Source organism: Dietzia lutea (assembly GCF_003096075.1).
Classification (GTDB): Bacteria; Actinomycetota; Actinomycetes; order Mycobacteriales; family Mycobacteriaceae; genus Dietzia; species Dietzia lutea.
Window position 1 is genome coordinate 1,678,433 of the sequence record NZ_CP015449.1, and the last position, 13,829, is coordinate 1,692,261.

14 protein-coding genes are annotated in these 13,829 nt (G+C 72.1%); 8 read left to right on the forward strand and 6 right to left on the reverse strand.

The genetic code is table 11. The features are described 5' to 3' along the window. Positions 1 to 41: 41 nt before the first annotated feature. Complete coding sequence (gene gndA, locus A6035_RS07610) at positions 42 to 1,514, reverse strand: NADP-dependent phosphogluconate dehydrogenase (RefSeq protein WP_108847282.1); 1,473 nt, start codon at positions 1,512 to 1,514, stop codon at positions 42 to 44. A 325-nt stretch (positions 1,515 to 1,839) separates the two neighbouring features. On the opposite strand from gndA, the gene A6035_RS07615 reads away from it, so the two are divergent. Both A6035_RS07615 and A6035_RS07620 read left to right on the forward strand, forming a co-directional pair. Next, a complete protein-coding gene (locus A6035_RS07615; RefSeq protein ID WP_108847283.1) occupies positions 1,840 to 2,604 on the forward strand; it encodes a hypothetical protein in 765 nt (254 codons plus the stop codon). A 150-nt stretch (positions 2,605 to 2,754) separates the two neighbouring features. After that, positions 2,755 to 3,171 carry a PaaI family thioesterase gene (locus tag A6035_RS07620; protein WP_108847284.1) on the forward strand — a complete coding sequence of 139 codons (417 nt, stop codon included), beginning with the start codon at positions 2,755 to 2,757 and terminating at the stop codon, positions 3,169 to 3,171. A 97-nt stretch (positions 3,172 to 3,268) separates the two neighbouring features. Here the strand turns inward: A6035_RS07620 and A6035_RS07625 are convergent, their stop codons facing one another. Further along, a complete protein-coding gene (locus A6035_RS07625; protein ID WP_108847285.1) occupies positions 3,269 to 4,693 on the reverse strand; it encodes an NAD(P)/FAD-dependent oxidoreductase in 1,425 nt (474 codons plus the stop codon). Between the two features lie 253 nt (positions 4,694 to 4,946). Between A6035_RS07625 and A6035_RS07630 the strand changes: the two genes are divergently transcribed. Together A6035_RS07630 and A6035_RS07635 are read left to right on the forward strand one after the other, a co-directional pair. Continuing rightward, on the forward strand, positions 4,947 to 6,287 hold the full coding sequence (locus A6035_RS07630) for a class I SAM-dependent methyltransferase (protein WP_108847286.1): 1,341 nt from the start codon (positions 4,947 to 4,949) through the stop codon (positions 6,285 to 6,287). A gap of 9 nt (positions 6,288 to 6,296) precedes the next feature. Then, positions 6,297 to 6,776, forward strand: coding sequence for a nitroreductase family deazaflavin-dependent oxidoreductase (locus tag A6035_RS07635; RefSeq protein WP_108847287.1), 480 nt, complete (start codon positions 6,297 to 6,299; stop codon positions 6,774 to 6,776). A gap of 90 nt (positions 6,777 to 6,866) precedes the next feature. On the opposite strand, the gene A6035_RS07640 is transcribed toward A6035_RS07635, so the two are convergent. Further along, positions 6,867 to 7,349 (reverse strand): MaoC family dehydratase, encoded by a 483-nt coding sequence (locus A6035_RS07640; RefSeq protein WP_108847288.1) that lies wholly within the window; start codon positions 7,347 to 7,349, stop codon positions 6,867 to 6,869. A gap of 64 nt (positions 7,350 to 7,413) precedes the next feature. Between A6035_RS07640 and A6035_RS07645 the strand changes: the two genes are divergently transcribed. Beyond that, positions 7,414 to 8,181, forward strand: a complete 768-nt coding sequence (locus A6035_RS07645; RefSeq protein WP_108847289.1) for a thioesterase family protein — start codon at positions 7,414 to 7,416, stop codon at positions 8,179 to 8,181. Between the two features lie 39 nt (positions 8,182 to 8,220). Here the strand turns inward: A6035_RS07645 and A6035_RS19325 are convergent, their stop codons facing one another. Genes A6035_RS19325 through A6035_RS07660 form a run of 3 tightly spaced genes read right to left on the reverse strand, consistent with a single transcriptional unit; the run spans position 8,221 to position 11,083 of the window. Further along, positions 8,221 to 9,168, reverse strand: a complete 948-nt coding sequence (locus A6035_RS19325) for a GNAT family N-acetyltransferase (protein ID WP_108847290.1) — start codon at positions 9,166 to 9,168, stop codon at positions 8,221 to 8,223. Between the two features lie 27 nt (positions 9,169 to 9,195). Then, on the reverse strand, positions 9,196 to 9,549 hold the full coding sequence (locus A6035_RS07655) for a cupin domain-containing protein (RefSeq protein WP_108847291.1): 354 nt from the start codon (positions 9,547 to 9,549) through the stop codon (positions 9,196 to 9,198). A 49-nt stretch (positions 9,550 to 9,598) separates the two neighbouring features. Beyond that, complete coding sequence (locus A6035_RS07660; protein WP_108847292.1) at positions 9,599 to 11,083, reverse strand: L-lactate permease; 1,485 nt, start codon at positions 11,081 to 11,083, stop codon at positions 9,599 to 9,601. 106 nt (positions 11,084 to 11,189) lie between these two features. Here A6035_RS07660 and A6035_RS07665 point away from each other — a divergent pair, with 106 nt between their 5' ends. Genes A6035_RS07665 through A6035_RS07675 form a run of 3 tightly spaced genes read left to right on the forward strand, consistent with a single transcriptional unit; the run spans position 11,190 to position 13,821 of the window. Next, the gene (locus A6035_RS07665) at positions 11,190 to 11,900 is read left to right on the forward strand and encodes a hemerythrin domain-containing protein (RefSeq protein ID WP_108847293.1); all 711 of its coding nucleotides are present in this window, start codon (positions 11,190 to 11,192) and stop codon (positions 11,898 to 11,900) included. Next, a complete protein-coding gene (locus tag A6035_RS07670; protein ID WP_108847294.1) occupies positions 11,901 to 12,644 on the forward strand; it encodes an MBL fold metallo-hydrolase in 744 nt (247 codons plus the stop codon). Positions 12,645 to 12,672: 28 nt separating this feature from the next. Further along, positions 12,673 to 13,821 (forward strand): zinc-dependent alcohol dehydrogenase, encoded by a 1,149-nt coding sequence (locus tag A6035_RS07675; RefSeq protein ID WP_108847295.1) that lies wholly within the window; start codon positions 12,673 to 12,675, stop codon positions 13,819 to 13,821. Positions 13,822 to 13,829 lie beyond the last annotated feature (8 nt).

The following is a 13,829-nucleotide window of genomic DNA, read 5'->3' on the forward strand; positions in this document are numbered from 1 at the left end:
ATCCTCGAGGAGCCGGCCCAGACCACCGGGCCGCGAACCGCTCAGGCCCGGACCTCCGAACGATCGCCGCTCCACAGGGTGTGGAAGCTGCCCTCACGGTCGGTGCGCTGATAGGTGTGCGCGCCGAAGAAGTCGCGCTGACCCTGGATCAACGCGGCGGGCAGACGCTCGGTGCGCAGGCCGTCGTAGTACGCGAGCGCGGCCGAGAAGCCCGGCGCGGGGATGCCCGCGGTGACGGCGGTCGCGACGACGCGGCGCCAGCTGTCCACGCAGTCCGCCAGTGCCTCGGCGAAGTACGGCGCCGCGAGCAGGGAGGGCAGCGACGGGTCGGCGGCGTACGCCTCACGGATGCGGTCGAGGAACGTGGCGCGGATGATGCAGCCGCCGCGCCAGATGGTGGCGAGATCGCCGCGGGCGACGTCCCACCCGTACTCCGCGCTCGCCGCCGTGATCTGGTCGAATCCCTGCGCGTAGGCGATGACCTTGGACGCGTAGAGTGCCCGACGGACGTCCTCGACGAACTCGGGACCGGTCTGCGTCGGGGTCGACACCGAGCCGGCGGGCAGGGCGCGCCCGGCCTCCCGCTGGGGGACGGAGCTCGACAACGCGCGGGCGAAGACGGCCTCGGCGATACCGGTGACCGGGACGCCCAGATCGAGGGCGGACTTCACCGTCCACCGACCGGTGCCCTTCTGGCCGGCGCGGTCGACGATGACGTCGACGAGCGGGCCGCCGGTTTCGGCGTCGACCTGCGCGAGCACTTCTGCCGTGATCTCGATGAGGTACGAGTCGAGCTCACCGGTGTTCCACTCGCGGAAGACGTCCGCCATGGCCGCCGGCTCGATCCCCGCCACGCCGCGGAGGAGGTGGTAGGCCTCGCCGATCAGCTGCATGTCCGAGTACTCGATGCCGTTGTGCACCATCTTCACGAAGTGGCCCGAGCCGTCCTCGCCGACGTGGGTGCAGCACGGCGTGCCGTCGACCTTGGCGGAGATGTCCTCGAGCATGGGGCCGACGACCTCGTAGCTGGACGCGGGTCCGCCCGGCATGATGGACGGCCCCTCCAGGGCGCCCTCCTCGCCGCCCGAGATGCCCGCACCGATGAACCGGATACCGCGCTCGGCCATGGCCTTTTCGCGACGGATGGTGTCCGTGTAAAGGGAGTTGCCGCCGTCGATGATGATGTCGCCCTCGTCGAAGGCGTCGGCGAGCGCGTCGATCACCGCGTCGGTGGGCGCGCCGGCCTGCACCATCACGAGTGCGCGCCGCGGCGAGCGCAGCGCGGCGGCGAACTGGGCGATCGTCTCGGTGCGGACGAAGTCACCGTCCGCGCCGTGCTCCGAGAGCAGGGTGTCGGTCTTGCCCGCAGAGCGGTTGTGGACCGCCACCGTGTAGCCGTGCCGGGCGAAGTTGCGGGCGATGTTCGAGCCCATGACGGCGAGGCCGGTCACTCCGATGTCGGCGGTGCCGACAGTGCCGGCGGCGGGCTGCGCGTCCTCGCGTTCAGTACTCATGCGACTCAGCGTAGTCGACGCCCGCGGAGCGAAAGGACCTGCATCAATGGGTGTTATCGGCCGAGCCGGGGTCGGGACGGCGGCAGGGTCGGCGGCAGGGTCGGCGGGAACGAAGTGGTTGACAGGTCAGTCGTGCACTGAGTGCACCGATTCGTCGAACGGCTAAAAAACCCTTGGTAACAACCGAGGATGTGTTGTAACACTTAAGACCGGGCCGGATGACCTGGGCCACAGCGATCCGGGGGATGGATCGCCGTGGTCGAGACGTCTCCGCGGAGGCGGGCCGGACCCGCTTCGGGGAATCTACAAGGGGGAAAGACCAGACATGACCGGCTCATTGCTGCCCACGCAGTTGACGGGGACACGCACGGTGTTCGACGACACGGTCGAGGTGCTCGGCGGCTTCCGTGCCGGCTATCCGAAGTTCTACTCGATCGCGGACCTGGGCACACAGTCGCGGCGCCGGTGGGTGCCGCTCGAGCGGGCGGTCGACAGCGGCCGCGTGGAGCAGATGTTCCGCGACCACTTCACCGAGTCCGGTGATATCCGCTTCTCGACGTACCTCGTCGCGGAGGCCTTCACCCACGGCGTCCTCGGTCGCGCGGTCGCCAGCTTCGTCACCATCGGCCGCGTCTGGGACACCGGCGCCGAGAACATGGCCGTACGCACAGACATCGAGGGTGGCCTCGACTGGGCCGGCGTCCGCGACACCACCCTTCGGGTGCTGCCCGACGACTCTGCCGCGGGATCGCCCGGCACCGTCGTCCTGCCGTGCGAGCAGGCGCTCGCGCAGTGGCTCGCCTGCCGGTCCCGCTCGACGCTGACGGCGGTGTTCGAGGGCCTCGCCGAGGTGAGCAACTGCAGTGTCGACACGCTGTGGTCGATGGCCGGTGAATGTGTCCTGGGTGCCGCGACCATCGTGCCGACGTTCGCCGACACCAGCCCGGAGACCGGGTACCGCCGCGGGCAGATGGTGCTCCAGGCCCTCCACGACTCCGGGCTGGCCGTCCGCCGGCGCAGCCGACTCCCTCGCACCCCGGGTGCGGGGCCGATCCCCGTGCGGGACCGCGGGTGGCGCTCAGTCCGCTGATCCGGCAGGCGCGTGACTGATCCGCAGGCGCGTGACTGATCCGGCAGGCGGGTGACCGCGGGTCGTCGCGACCCGAGGTCGGGTCCGTGCACCGCCGGGTAACGTTCGATCCCGGTGGTCCGGACCGGCCGGGCCGGGGAAAGAGGTCAGATGTCCGACACGGCTGACAGTGATGTGATGGACCGGATCCGCGCCCATTCCGGCATCGGCTTCGGCAGCAACATCGGGATCGAATACGCCGAGGTCACTCCCGACAAGGTGGTCGTGACGGTGGCCGTGAAGCCGCACCTGCACCAGCCGTACGGCATCGTCCACGGCGGCGTCTACTGCGCGATCGTCGAAGAGGTCGCCAGCGTGGCGGGCGCGGTGTGGCTCGGCGGAGAGGGCAAGGTCGTCGGGGTCAACAACTCGACCGACTTCCTCCGCGCCGTCACCGAGGGCACCCTCACGGCGACCGGGACGCCCGTGCACCGGGGCCGTTCCCAGCAGCTCTGGCGGGTCGAGATCACCGACGACCGGGGGCGCACGGCCGCGGTGGGTCAGGTGCGGCTGGCGAACCTGCAGTAACCGGCCGGGTCGGAACCGGCCCCGAGACGGCGACGCGCCCGGCGGAGACCTGCCCGCCGGGCGCGTTCCTCGTCGTCGACCCCCGGCCGACCGGCCCTCAGTCGACCGAGGCGGAGGCGGACTGCTCCTCCCGCGACCGATCCGCCGACCGCTGGGCGGCGTCGTCGGCGGCCACCCGCTCGAGCGCCTGGCGCGCGTAGACCCACTGCTTGGTGGAGGTCAACTGCGAGCGGTGGTCGCCGCCCATGTGCATGCCCCACGAGAACATCGTCGTGATCCGGTTCTTGAAACCGATCAGGTAGGCGAGGTGCACGATCAGCCACATGACCCAGGCGATGAACCCCGAGATCTCGATCGGGCCCATCTTCACCACCGCGCTGTAGCGCGACACCGTGGCCATGGAGCCCTTGTCGAAGTACTTGAACGGCTTCCGCTCGGCCGGGGTCCGACCCTTCTCGACCTCGGCGATGATCTGCTTGGCCGCGTACTTCCCGCCCTGGATGGCGACCTGCGCGACACCGGGCAGGTTGTCGAGACTCATCATGTCGCCCACCACGAAGATCTCCGGGTGGCCCGGCAGGGAGAGGTCCTTGTTGACCAGCACGCGTCCGGCGCGATCGATCTCGGCGTCCGTCTGGTCGGCGAGCTGCTTGCCCAGGGGGCTGGCCTTGACGCCGGCGGACCAGATCTTGCACGAGGCGTCGATGCGACGGACGGAGCCGTCCGGGTCCTTGACCTCGATGCCCTGGTAGTCGACGTTGGTGACCATCGCGTTGAGCTGGATCTCGACGCCCATCTCCTCCAGGCGGGCGCGCGCGGCGTTGCCGAGGTTGTTGCCGAACGGCGGCAGCACCGCGGGCGCGGCGTCGAGGAGGATGACGCGGGCGGAGGCCGGGTCGATACGGCGGAAGCTGTTGCGGAGGGTGTGCTGGGCGAGCTCGGCGACCTGGCCGGCCATCTCGACACCGGTGGGACCGGCGCCGACGATGACGAAGGTGAGCAGGCGACGGCGTTCCTCCTCGTCGTCGATCACCTCAGCCTGCTCGAAGCAGCCGAGGATGCGGCTGCGCAGTTCGAGCGCGTCGTCGACCGTCTTCATGCCGGGCGCCCACCGCTCGAAGTGGTCGTTACCGAAGTAGGACTGATTGGCGCCCGCGGCGACGATGAGGCTGTCGTACTCGAGATCGAAGTCGATGTGGCCGGCCGAGGCGTGGAGCTTCTTGGCCGCCACGTCGATCGTGTCGACGTCACCGAGGACGACCGTGGCGTTCTTCTGGTCCCGGAGGATGAGGCGGGTCGGCGGGGCGATCTCGCCCACCGAGAGGATGCCGGTGGCCACCTGGTAGAGCAGCGGCTGGAACAGGTGATGGCCGGTCCTGGCGACCAACGTCACGTCGACGTCGGCCTTCTCGAGCTGCTGGGCGGCGAACAGACCGCCGAAGCCGGAGCCGACGATGACGACGCGGTGCCGGCGGCCGGCCGGTGCGGTGGCGGTGACCTGGTCGGTTGCGGGCTCGGTCATGGCGGCTCCTGATGAGGCTGGTCTGGGGTGAGGGGCTCGTTGGCCTCGTCGGTCTGGGGCCCGCGCAACTACCGCCGGGCACGAGTCCCCAGGATAGTGCTCCGTCCGACACCGTGCACACGTAGAGCCGCGGCGCGCGGGTGCGCGGGCCCCCGCCGCGGCTGAGCCGGAGGGTCCCCGCCGCGCCTGAGCCGGAGGGCGGCCGGGCGGCGGTAGCGTCCCTGTGACGCGAGCCCCACAAGGAGGGACACCGGTGGTCAGAGTCGAACCCCAGGCCGTCGACCTCGAGCGCTGGCCCGCGCTCGCCCCGCCGTCCGGGGCGCCGGGCCAGCCGCCGGTCCTCATCGCCCAGGCGCTGCGTCGGTCGGCGCGCGAGCTCGGCCTGCGGATCGACTACCCCGACGCGTCGGCGGCGGGGGAGTACGACGCCCCGGTCCGGGTGGTGCTGCGCGAGCCGGAGCACTTCTGGGCGCGCCTGGCGGAGGGCGGGGTGGTCGGGCTCGGCGAGTCGTTCATGGCTGGGGACTGGACCACTCCCGACCTGTGTACCGCCATCTCGACGCTGGCCCCGTGGATCGCCGCGAACGCCGACTGCGCCCACCCGGGGGAGCGGGCGTACGGGCGTGACGGCCGCGGCCCCGTCGGCGGTGGGCGGCGGCGGGGTGGCCCCGTCACGGTGGAACTGGAGGACTCCGTACCCGGCGCGCTGACCTCGCTGTACACGGACGAGACGATGTCGACCTCGGGCGCCGTCTTCGCGTCCGGTGGCCGGACCCGGACCCGCCTGGAGGACGGGACCGACGTGGTCCACCTGGAGGCGCCGTCGCCGGCCCCCCGGCGGGGCGATCTGGGGGACGCCCAGCGGCGTTCGGCCGACACGATGCTGACGCTGGCGGGGGTGGAGGACGGCTCCCAGGTGCTCGTGGCGACGCCCGGGTGGGGTGAGTTGCCCATGCGCGCCGCGGAGCGCGGGGCACACGTGCGCACCATGACGGCGTCCACCGAGAGGTTGTCGGCGCTGGGGTCGAGGTTCGCCGCGGCGGGTCTCGACGAGGAGATCTCCCTGTTCCTCGGCGCTCCGTCCGATGCCGCTGGGGTGGTCGACGCCGTCGTCGCCGCGGAGCCGGGCACGACCGCCGGCCGCGCCGGGCACGACGAGGTGATCGGCGCGGCCGACCGGCTCCTCGGTCCGGGCGGGCGGCTCGTGGTCCACACGACCGTCGCGCCGGGCCGTCCCACCCCCGCGGTGGTGGAGCTCGCGGCGTGGGAGTCGAGGTACGTCTCCGAGGCGGGGCCCCCGGTCGCCTGGTCGGAGCTGGTCGACGCGATCGGGCGCGCGCCGAGGCTGACACTGCGGGGGCGGGTCGAGACGACCGCCCACCACGCGGAGACGGTCCGGCTCTGGTCCGAGACCTTCGCCCAGCGCGGCCGCGACGCCGCCGCCCTCGGCTTCGACGCCGTCTACCGACGGATGTGGGCGTTCCACCTCGCGGTGCTGGAGGCGGGGCTGCGCGCGGGATGGGCCGAGTCGGTGCAGGTGCTGGCGACCGCGGAGGGCGCGGTGTCGCACCGCGACGGACGGGTCACGACCTAAGGTCATCCCATGGGAAACCTCCTCACCCCGCTCGCGATCTGGTTCGGTCGGCAGGACGCGACGCGCGAGAACTCCCACCTCGTCGTCACGCTGGACCGGTGGATGAGCCGGGTCTCGCACGGTCGCGTCCCGCTGCTCCGGCTGGCCGCGCTGCCCACCCTCACCCTCCACGTGCCCGGGCGCAGGAGCGGGGAGCCGCGCAGCACGCCCCTGCTGTGTGCCTCCTGGAACAACGGCCTCGTGGTGGTCGGCTCCAACTGGGGCGGTCAGACGACCCCGGCCTGGGTCCACAATCTGCGCGCGGCCGGCGAGGGGGAGGTCGAGATCTCGGTCTACGGCGCGCGGCTCGTCGTGGACGTGCGCGAGTTGCCCGACGACGAGCGGGCGTCGGCGTGGGCCGCGGCGGTGCGGGTGTGGCCGAACTACGAGATCTACGCCCGCCGCACCACGCGGACGCTGCCGATCTTTCACCTCACCCCGAGGCTCTAGCGGGTCCCGCCGGCGGCGACCGGGGCGGCGCGTCGGCGCTCGGGGCGACGCCGGCGGGCCGCGTGGGTCGGCGCCGGCGGGCCGGGCGGGTCAGGGCCGGCGGGCCACCATGTTCATCGCGGTCGCGGTGAGGACCGGGTCGCCGTCCTGGTTGATCAGGGTCACGTCGGTCGTCAGCACCCCGCGGTCCGGCTTGGTGCGTGACGGGCGGACACCCGTCGTCTCGCACAGCAGGGTCAGCCGGTCGCCGGGGCGCAGGGGCCGCACCCACCGCAGCTCGTCGATCCCCGGGGAGGCGAGGCTCGCCACGCTGGTGAGGTAGTTGTCCGCGAACAGGCGCATCATGAGCGCGGCGGTCTGCCAGCCGCTCGCGATGAGGCCACCGAACGGGCCGGAGGCCGCGGCGTCCGGGTCGGTGTGGATGCTCTGCGGGTCGTAGCGCCGGGCGAACTCCATGATCTCCCCGGCGTCGACCGACTCCTCACCGAAGCGGTATCGGTGGCCTTCGGTGTAGTCCTCGAGGTACCGGTCGTCGATCGGCGTGGTGAACTCGTCGAAGTTCTCGTCCGTCATGCTGCCTCCCGCTGCTGTGTGTACGCTCCCCAGTTAATCACCACTCACCGACTGGAGGACGGGGATGGCGTACTTCGAGAGGCTCGGTCCGGGGAGCTTCCGGCCCACCGATCACGTGAGCGGCGCCTGGGACGAGTCCACTCAGCACATCGGTCCCGCGCTGGGTCTGCTCGTCCACGCCGTGGAGCTCGAACTGGCCGGACGGCGCGACGATCCGATGGTGATCTCCCGCCTGACGTACGAGCTGCTGGGCGTGGTGCCCATGGACGCGGTGGAGGTCGAGGTGGAGGTGATCCGACCCGGGCGCACGATCGAACTGGTGGAGGCGACCTATTCCCACGGCGACCGGACGGGCATCCGGCTGCGCGCGTGGCTGCAGCAGCCGCGCGACACCGGGGCGATCGCCGGCGACGCCTTCGACCCCCTGCCGCCGCCGGAGGAGATGGAGCCGTGGGATCCCACCTCTGTGTGGGGCGGCGGGTACCTCGCCTCCGCCCGTGTCCGGCGGGACTCGAGAGGGCCGGGCCGGGCCCGGTACTGGGTGCGCACCGACGTCCCTCTGCTCGCGGCGGAGGAGGTCAGCCCGCTCGCGCGGATGACGGCCCTCGTCGACATCGCCAACGGGATGGCGATCCGCGCGGACCCGGCCGTCGTGACCTTCCCCAACATCGACCTCACCGCCCACCTCGTGCGCTCGCCCGCGGGAGAGTGGCTGGGCTTCGACACCCGCGTGACCTTCGGGCCCGGCGGCCTGGGGCTGACCGCGAGCGTGATCCACGACGAGAGCGGCCCCGTCGGCACCGTGTCCCAGTCGCTGACCGTACGGCCGTAGAGGGCCGGCGCGGGACGAGCCCTGCACGCGGACGGCCCTCTACAACTGCCGCAGGTAGCAGCGCATCCCCGATCCGCTGTCCGGATCGCGGTCGGTGAACCCGTGACGTTCGTAGAAGCGCCGCGCGCCCAGGTCGTCGGAGTCGACGTTGATCAGCATCTCCTCGCATCGCCGGGCGGCCACCTCGGATAGCGCACGGGTGAGGATCGCCGTCCCGAGGCCGCGCCCACGGAGGTCCGGGCGGACGTAGAGCTCCTCGAGCTGCGCGAGAGGGTGGTCGGAGTAGGGGGTGGGGCGCAGTGTGAGCAGCGCGAAACCAGCGTCGGTGGGAACGTCCGGGCCGCCCGGGATCCCGGCGGCGGCGACGACGGCGAGGACATCGTCGCGCGCGAGGAGGTCCCCGAATCGCCGGGCGGCGTAGTCGGCGGTGGGCGTCGCGGACTCGAACTCGGTGTTGAACTCGTACAGCATCCGCCCGAGCGTCCCGGCGTCCGCCGGCGAGGCCAGGCGTATACCCGGGTCGGCGATGGCCGAGGCACTCGAGGGCGGCGCCCCGGCGGGGAGCGGGCCCTCGAAGACGGCCCGGAGGCGCGCCAGATCCTCGGCCACCATCGCGGCGTCCCGCTCGAACTCGTCGTCGTCGACCCCGCGCAGCGTGAAGATCACCTCCGCACCCTCGGGGTGCGGGACGACCCGCAGCGGGTTGTACGTGACGTTCCCGTCGGGGAGGGCGACCTCGTGGTCCAGTACGCCCAGCTCGTTGCGGGGCAGGAAGCGCACGCTCACGCGTCCCATGGGGGAGTCCACCACGAACGTGTCGCCGCCGCCGTTCCCGCCGCCGCCGCCCCCGCCGTTCCCGTCGCCGGGCTCGATACGGCCCGACGCCAGCCCGGCGGCCCAGGCGCCCAGGTTGGCGGGGTCGCGGGCGTAGTCGTACACCTGCTCGGGCGGGCGGCGGATGACCGTGGACACGTGCCGGGAACGCATGCCACGAGTATCCGCCGCGCGCGCCCGTCAGTCGACGGGTTCGGTGTCGTAACTTCCCTGGCCGGGGATGCTGGTGACCGTCGTCAGCAGGAACACCGAGTCGGCGAGCGCGGTGACGGAGTGCCGGTGGTGGGTGAGCGTGTGCAACTCGCCGGCGGCGATGTCGGTGGTGCCGTCGCCGGTGACGCGGACGGCGCCCTGCAGGAGGTACAGGCTCGCGGCCGGCGGAGAGTTGTGCTCCTCGAGCTCGGTGCCCTCGGTGAGGGCGAGGAGCGCCTGACGCAGCGGGCCCTCGTGGACGAGGAGCTCGGCGTGGCGTCCGTGCGCGGACTCCTTCGCCTCGCCGAGGATGCGGTCGGCGGTCTCGGTCACATGGTTCATGGGGGAACTCACTGCCTCTCTGGTCGCTGCCTTCCGGGTCACACGAACATTACGTCAGGACGGCGACCACCGCGCACAGCATGATCGTCGCCGAGACCACGGCGGTCGCCGGCGCCCGGGTGGCGCGGCCGGGCAGCCGGGTCCGGCCGGCCAGGACCACGCCCACGGCCAGGGCGACGCGCGGGGGAGAGACGATGATCGCGAAGGAGCCGCCGACGTTCTGGCCGGCGAGCGCCACGAGCCCGTCGGCGCCGAGGCCGGTGGCTGTCGCGGTGGTGGCCGCGGAGAACATGGCGGCGGCGCCGGTGTTGGTGCCGGTGAGGTAACCGCCGAGCGCGCCGACCGCGGGGGTCAGCGCCACGGCGGCCGCGCCGAGGCCGGTGGCGGGCTCGGCGAGGTGGGCGGCCGTGCCGGCGGTGGCCATGACGATGCCGATGGCCATGAACACGATGGCGTTGCCGGCCACGGGAACCCACGTCGCCAGCGCTGTCCGGAGCAGGCCGGCGATGCCCGAACCGGGTGTGGTGTACACGCGCACCGCGACGAGGGCGGCGACGAGGACCCACAGGGCGGGGGAGGTGAGCCAGCCCGTCCCGGCCGGGGCGCCGGCGAGCGCCAGGGCGGCGGTGGTGCCGAGGATGCCCGCGAGCAGGACGGCGAACGGCACGAGCGCGCGCACGAGTCCGCCGGTCACCGCGGGCAGCGCGCCGTGACGCACGCGCGCCACCGCCAGCAGGAAGGCGATCACGGCCGCCGAGGCGATGATGCCCGACGGTGCCACGCCGACCAACGCGTTGGACGCGACGAGGACGGCCCACTGGGTGGCCACGACCGCCGCGCCCAGCGCGATGTGGCGCACGGCGGGTCGGGTGAGGGCGGGACGCCGTCGGGCGTCCGGCGACCCGGCGGTCGCGGGGGACCGGGGGGTGACGACGACGAGGACGGTCACCATGCTCACGACGAGCACCGGAAGGCTGAGCAGGGCGGACCAGTATCCGAGCGCGTCGACGTCCCGGCCCCCGAGCTCGGCGGCGACGAGGGTCCCGGGCCCGAGTGAGCCCCACGGGACCAGGACCAGCCCGAGCAGCCCCACGACGACCGCCTTCACCGGCGGCAGGCCCATCCGCACGAGCAGCGGCGCGGTGATGACGACACCCAGTCCGAAGCCGGTGACCGACTCCATGAACGGCGTGAGGCCGAACACCAGCAGCAGGATCGCGGGCACCCGGTCGTCGCCCGAGCCGATCCGCTCCAGCCACCTGGCGATGTGGTCCCTGCTCCCGGTGGCCGACAGGGCCGTGGCCAACAGGACGCCGCCGAGGAGGATCAGTGCGACCTCGAGCACCGTCGGCCCCAGCTGCGCTGCCGCGGTGGCGACCTCGTCGTCGTCGGGCCGGAAGACGGTGACCGCCCCCACCAGGGCGGCGACCAGCCCCGCGGTTCCCGCCACCAGCGAGGGGACCCGGAGAGCCAACAGGGCCAGGACCACGACGACCGGGGCGACGGCGACGCCGGTCGACACGAGCTCGCTCATCGCTCTCAACCTACCCGCGCGCGTGGCCGGGGTCGCCGGGCCCCGCGGTGGACCGGTTGCGGGCCGATCCGCCCGCGCGCACCCTACGCGGTAGGGAGGACACCACATGCGATCTCTGTCAGAGCAGAACCTCGATGAGCTGGGCGGCCGGTGGAGCGTTCTCGCCCGGCAGAAGCTCGACCACATCGAGCTGGACCGGCTCCTCGGGGAGGTGGAGCGGACGGGCGGCGCGGAGCAGAAGCTGGCGCTGATCAAGACCTATCGACTCGTATTCCCCCACGCCTTCGCCGAGGAATCCGTGCTGTGGCCCGTCCTGCGGGCGGAACTGTCCGACGGCCACGAGCTGACGCTGCGCGTGGAGCAGGAACACCAGGAGGTCAACGAGCTGGTCACCCTGTTGGAGAACCTCGGCGAGGCGCATCCGGAACGCGACGAGGTGCTGCGTCGCCTCATCACCGTGCTGCGCGACGACGTGCGGGACGAGGAGGACGAGTTGCTCCCGCGGCTACAGGAGAAGCTGAGCCCCGCGCGGCTCCGGGCCCTCGGTGCGGCGTGGGAGACCGTCCGGCGCACCGCGCCCACCCGGCCCCATCCGGTGGTCGCCCGCCGGCCCCCGGGCAACGTGGCCGCGGCGCTCCCGCTGACCGTGACCGACCGCCTGCGCGACGCGCTCGAGTCGGCGGCCCTCCGCGGACCGGACGCGCTCGGCCCCGCGCTGACCGCGGCCAGTGGGGTGCTGGCGCGAGCCGCCGGTGCGATCGAGCACCTGCCGATCATGCGGCGCGGCGAGGATCCCAGTACGTCGAAAGGAACATGAATGCACGCCACCGAGGTCGCCGACCGCGTCCACCGCCTGGCCCACGCCCACGTCAACTGCTATCTCATCGACGACGACGACGGGGTGACTCTCGTCGACGCCGGCCTACCGAGCATGTGGGACCTGATGACCGACACCCTCCGCCGCCTGGGACGCGGGCCCGGCGACGTCCGCGCGCTGGTGCTCACCCACGGTCACTTCGATCACGTCGGCTTCGCCCGCCGCGCGCGCGTCGAACTGGACATCCCGGTGCTGGTGCATCCGGAGGACGGCCAGCTGGCCGCGCACCCCTACAGCTACAAGCCACAGCGCAACCGCCTGCTGTACCCGTTGCGGCACCCCCGGTCGCTCCCGGTGCTCGGGCGGATGGCCGCCGCTGGCGCGCTCAGCGTGCGGGGGATCGAGGACACCGCCGAACTGGTGGTGGGTGGCGCGCTGGACGTCCCCGGCCGGCCGGTGCCGATGTACGCGCCGGGACACACCGGCGGTCACTGCATCCTGCACCTGCCGGAGCGGGACACCGTGATCAGCGGCGACGCCCTCGTCACGCTCGATCCCTACACCGGCGCCACGGGCCCGCAGATCGTGGCGTCCGCGGCCACGGCCGACACCGCGCGGGCGATGGAGTCGCTGCAGCCCGTCGCCGACACCGGCGCCTCGACCGTCCTGACCGGTCACGGCGAGCCCTGGACCGACGGGGCCGACTCCGCGGTGGCGCATGCCCGCAGAGTCGGGGAGCACTGACCACCGCACGCAGACCGAGAGGACGCACATGCGAGCCACCACGTACCGCGGTCCGTACAAGGTCCGCGTGGAGAACAAGCCGATCCCCGCGATCGAGCACCCCAACGACGCGATCATCAAGGTCTCGCTCGCCGCCATCTGCGGCTCCGACCTGCACCTCTACCACGGGATGATGCCCGACACCCGCGTCGGTCACACCTTCGGTCACGAGTTCGTGGGCACGGTCCACGAGGTCGGGCCGTCCGTGCAGAACCTCCGGCCCGGGGACCGGGTGATGGTGCCGTTCAACATCTTCTGCGGCTCCTGCTATTACTGCGCCCGCGGGCTGTACTCCAACTGTCACAACGTCAACGCCGGCGCGACCGCGGCCGGGGCGATCTACGGCTACTCCCACACCTGTGGCGGTTACGACGGGGGACAGGCAGAGTTCGTCCGCGTGCCGTTCGCGGACGTGGGCCCCTCGATCATTCCCGAGTGGATGGACGAGGAGGACGCGCTCCTGCTCACCGACGCCGTGGCCACCGGGTACTTCGGCGCGCAGCTCGGCAGCATCGTCGAGGGCGACACGGTGATCGTGTTCGGGGCAGGGGCAGTGGGGTTGTTCGCCGCCCAGTCGGCCTGGCTGATGGGCGCGGGCCGGGTGATCGTGGTCGATCACCTCGAGTACCGCCTGGAGAAGGCGCGGACCCTCGCCCACGCGGAGACGTACAACTTCACCGAGTACCGCGACATCGTGGTGGAGATGAAGCGCACCACCGACCACCTCGGTGCGGACGTGGCGATCGACGCCGTGGGCGCCGAGGCCGACGGGCACTTCATCCAGCACGTGACCTCGGCGAAGTTCAAGCTCCAGGGCGGCTCGCCGATCGCGCTCAACTGGGCGATCGACTCCGTGCGCAAGGGCGGGACCATCTCGGTGATGGGCGCCTACGGCCCGGTGCAGACCTCGATCAAGTTCGGCGACGCGCTGAACAAGGGCCTGACGATCCGGGGCAACCAGTGCCCGGTGAAGCGGCAGTGGCCCAGGCTCTTCGAGCACGTCCGAAACGGGTACCTCACGCCCAGCGAGATCATCACCCATCGCATCCCGCTCGAGCACATCGCGGAGGGGTACCACACCTTCTCCGGCAAGCTCGACGGCTGCATCAAGCCGATCGTGCTGCCCGGTGCCAGCTGAATCGAATG

What these genes read in the sequence shown, in the direction of transcription:
- gndA (WP_108847282.1), bottom strand. Translation starts at nt 1,514, where the DNA reads ATGAGTACTGAACGCGAGGACGCGCAGCCCGCCGCCGGCACTGTCGGC.
- A6035_RS07615 (WP_108847283.1), top strand. Translation starts at nt 1,840, where the DNA reads ATGACCGGCTCATTGCTGCCCACGCAGTTGACGGGGACACGCACGGTG.
- A6035_RS07620 (WP_108847284.1), top strand. Translation starts at nt 2,755, where the DNA reads ATGTCCGACACGGCTGACAGTGATGTGATGGACCGGATCCGCGCCCAT.
- A6035_RS07625 (WP_108847285.1), bottom strand. Translation starts at nt 4,693, where the DNA reads ATGACCGAGCCCGCAACCGACCAGGTCACCGCCACCGCACCGGCCGGC.
- A6035_RS07635 (WP_108847287.1), top strand. Translation starts at nt 6,297, where the DNA reads ATGGGAAACCTCCTCACCCCGCTCGCGATCTGGTTCGGTCGGCAGGAC.
- A6035_RS07640 (WP_108847288.1), bottom strand. Translation starts at nt 7,349, where the DNA reads ATGACGGACGAGAACTTCGACGAGTTCACCACGCCGATCGACGACCGG.
- A6035_RS07645 (WP_108847289.1), top strand. Translation starts at nt 7,414, where the DNA reads ATGGCGTACTTCGAGAGGCTCGGTCCGGGGAGCTTCCGGCCCACCGAT.
- A6035_RS19325 (WP_108847290.1), bottom strand. Translation starts at nt 9,168, where the DNA reads ATGCGTTCCCGGCACGTGTCCACGGTCATCCGCCGCCCGCCCGAGCAG.
- A6035_RS07655 (WP_108847291.1), bottom strand. Translation starts at nt 9,549, where the DNA reads ATGAACCATGTGACCGAGACCGCCGACCGCATCCTCGGCGAGGCGAAG.
- A6035_RS07660 (WP_108847292.1), bottom strand. Translation starts at nt 11,083, where the DNA reads ATGAGCGAGCTCGTGTCGACCGGCGTCGCCGTCGCCCCGGTCGTCGTG.
- A6035_RS07665 (WP_108847293.1), top strand. Translation starts at nt 11,190, where the DNA reads ATGCGATCTCTGTCAGAGCAGAACCTCGATGAGCTGGGCGGCCGGTGG.
- A6035_RS07670 (WP_108847294.1), top strand. Translation starts at nt 11,901, where the DNA reads ATGCACGCCACCGAGGTCGCCGACCGCGTCCACCGCCTGGCCCACGCC.
- A6035_RS07675 (WP_108847295.1), top strand. Translation starts at nt 12,673, where the DNA reads ATGCGAGCCACCACGTACCGCGGTCCGTACAAGGTCCGCGTGGAGAAC.